Source organism: Streptomyces sp. NPDC012935 (assembly GCF_042900345.1).
Lineage (GTDB): Bacteria > Actinomycetota > Actinomycetes > Streptomycetales > Streptomycetaceae > Streptomyces.
The window spans coordinates 1-2,230 of the sequence record NZ_JBIBBC010000048.1 but is presented as its reverse complement, the minus strand read 5'-3'; the positions used below and the strand labels follow the sequence as shown (position 1 = coordinate 2,230).

The window sequence follows — 2,230 nt, the reverse complement described above, 5'->3', positions numbered from 1 at the left end:
TTTTGGTTAAGTCCTCGATCGATTAGTATTCGTCAGCTCCATGTGTCACCACACTTCCACCTCGAACCTATCTACCTCATCGTCTTTGAGGGATCTTACTTACTTGCGTAATGGGAAATCTCATCTTGAGGGGGGCTTCATGCTTAGATGCTTTCAGCACTTATCCCGTCCACACATAGCTACCCAGCGATGCCTTTGGCAAGACAACTGGTACACCAGCGGTGTGTCCATCCCGGTCCTCTCGTACTAAGGACAGCTCCTCTCAAATTTCCTACGCCCACGACGGATAGGGACCGAACTGTCTCACGACGTTCTGAACCCAGCTCGCGTACCGCTTTAATGGGCGAACAGCCCAACCCTTGGGACCGACTACAGCCCCAGGATGCGATGAGCCGACATCGAGGTGCCAAACCTCCCCGTCGATGTGGACTCTTGGGGGAGATAAGCCTGTTATCCCCGGGGTAGCTTTTATCCGTTGAGCGATGGCCCTTCCATGCGGAACCACCGGATCACTAAGCCCGTCTTTCGACCCTGCTCGACTTGTAGGTCTCGCAGTCAAGCTCCCTTGTGCCTTTACACTCTACGAATGATTTCCAACCATTCTGAGGGAACCTTTGGGCGCCTCCGTTACCTTTTAGGAGGCGACCGCCCCAGTCAAACTGTCCGCCTGACACTGTCTCCTGCCCCGCTAAGGGGCATGGGTTAGAATTTCAATACAACCAGGGTAGTATCCCACCGACGCCTCCTTCGAAGCTGGCGCTCCGAGATCTCTGGCTCCTACCTATCCTGTACAAGTTGTACCAAAATTCAATATCAGGCTACAGTAAAGCTCCACGGGGTCTTTCCGTCCTGTCGCGGGTAACCTGCATCTTCACAGGTACTATAATTTCACCGAGTCTCTCGTTGAGACAGTGCCCAGATCGTTACGCCTTTCGTGCGGGTCGGAACTTACCCGACAAGGAATTTCGCTACCTTAGGACCGTTATAGTTACGGCCGCCGTTTACTGGGGCTTCAATTCGCAGCTTCGCTTGCGCTAACCACTCCTCTTAACCTTCCAGCACCGGGCAGGCGTCAGCCCCTATACGTCACCTTACGGTTTTGCAGAGACCTGTGTTTTTGCTAAACAGTCGCCTGGGCCTATTCACTGCGGCTCTCATGCGCTTGCACGCTCAAGAGCACCCCTTCTCCCGAAGTTACGGGGTCATTTTGCCGAGTTCCTTAACGAGAGTTCTCTCGCACACCTTAGGATTCTCTCCTCGACTACCTGTGTCGGTTTGCGGTACGGGCACCTCTCACCTCGATAGAGGCTTTTCTTGGCAGTGTGAAATCAGGAACTTCGTCCATACGGACTCGCCATCACAGCTCAACGTTACAGTGTGCGGATTTGCCTACACACACGCCTTACTGCTTGGACGCGCACAACCAACGGCGCGCTTACCCTATCCTACTGCGTCCCCCCATTTCTCAAACGGTGAGGAGGTGGTACAGGAATATCAACCTGTTGTCCATCGCCTACGCCTATCGGCCTCGGCTTAGGTCCCGACTAACCCTGAGCGGACGAGCCTTCCTCAGGAAACCTTAGTCATACGGTGGACGGGATTCTCACCCGTCTTTCGCTACTCATACCGGCATTCTCACTTCTAAGCGCTCCACCAGTCCTTCCGATCTGACTTCAACGCACTTAGAACGCTCTCCTACCACTGACATCGTAGATGTCAATCCACAGCTTCGGTGAATCGTTTAGCCCCGATACATTTTCGGCGCAGCGTCACTCGACCAGTGAGCTATTACGCACTCTTTAAATGATGGCTGCTTCTAAGCCAACATCCTGGTTGTCTGTGCAACGCCACATCCTTTTCCACTTAACGATTACTTTGGGACCTTAGCTGGTGGTCTGGGCTGTTTCCCTTTTGACTACGGATCTTATCACTCGCAGTCTGACTCCCGTGTATAAATATCTGGCATTCGGAGTTTGTCTGAATTCGGTAAACCGGGATGGCCCCCTAGTCCAAACAGTGCTCTACCTCCAGTATTCTCATCACGAGGCTAGCCCTAAAGCTATTTCGGAGAGAACCAGCTATCTCCAAGTTCGATTGGAATTTCTCCGCTACCCACACCTCATCCCCGCACTTTTCAACGTGCGTGGGTTCGGGCCTCCAGTAAGTGTTACCTCACCTTCACCCTGGACATGGGTAGATCACCTGGTTTCGGGTCTACGACCACGTACTA

The 2,230-nt window shown here is 53.0% G+C and carries 1 rRNA gene; it reads right to left on the bottom strand.

The features are described 5' to 3' along the window. Window positions 1–2 precede the first annotated feature (2 nt). Window positions 3–2,230: ribosomal RNA gene (locus ACFY5C_RS41255) — 23S ribosomal RNA — on the bottom strand; the annotation flags it as partial.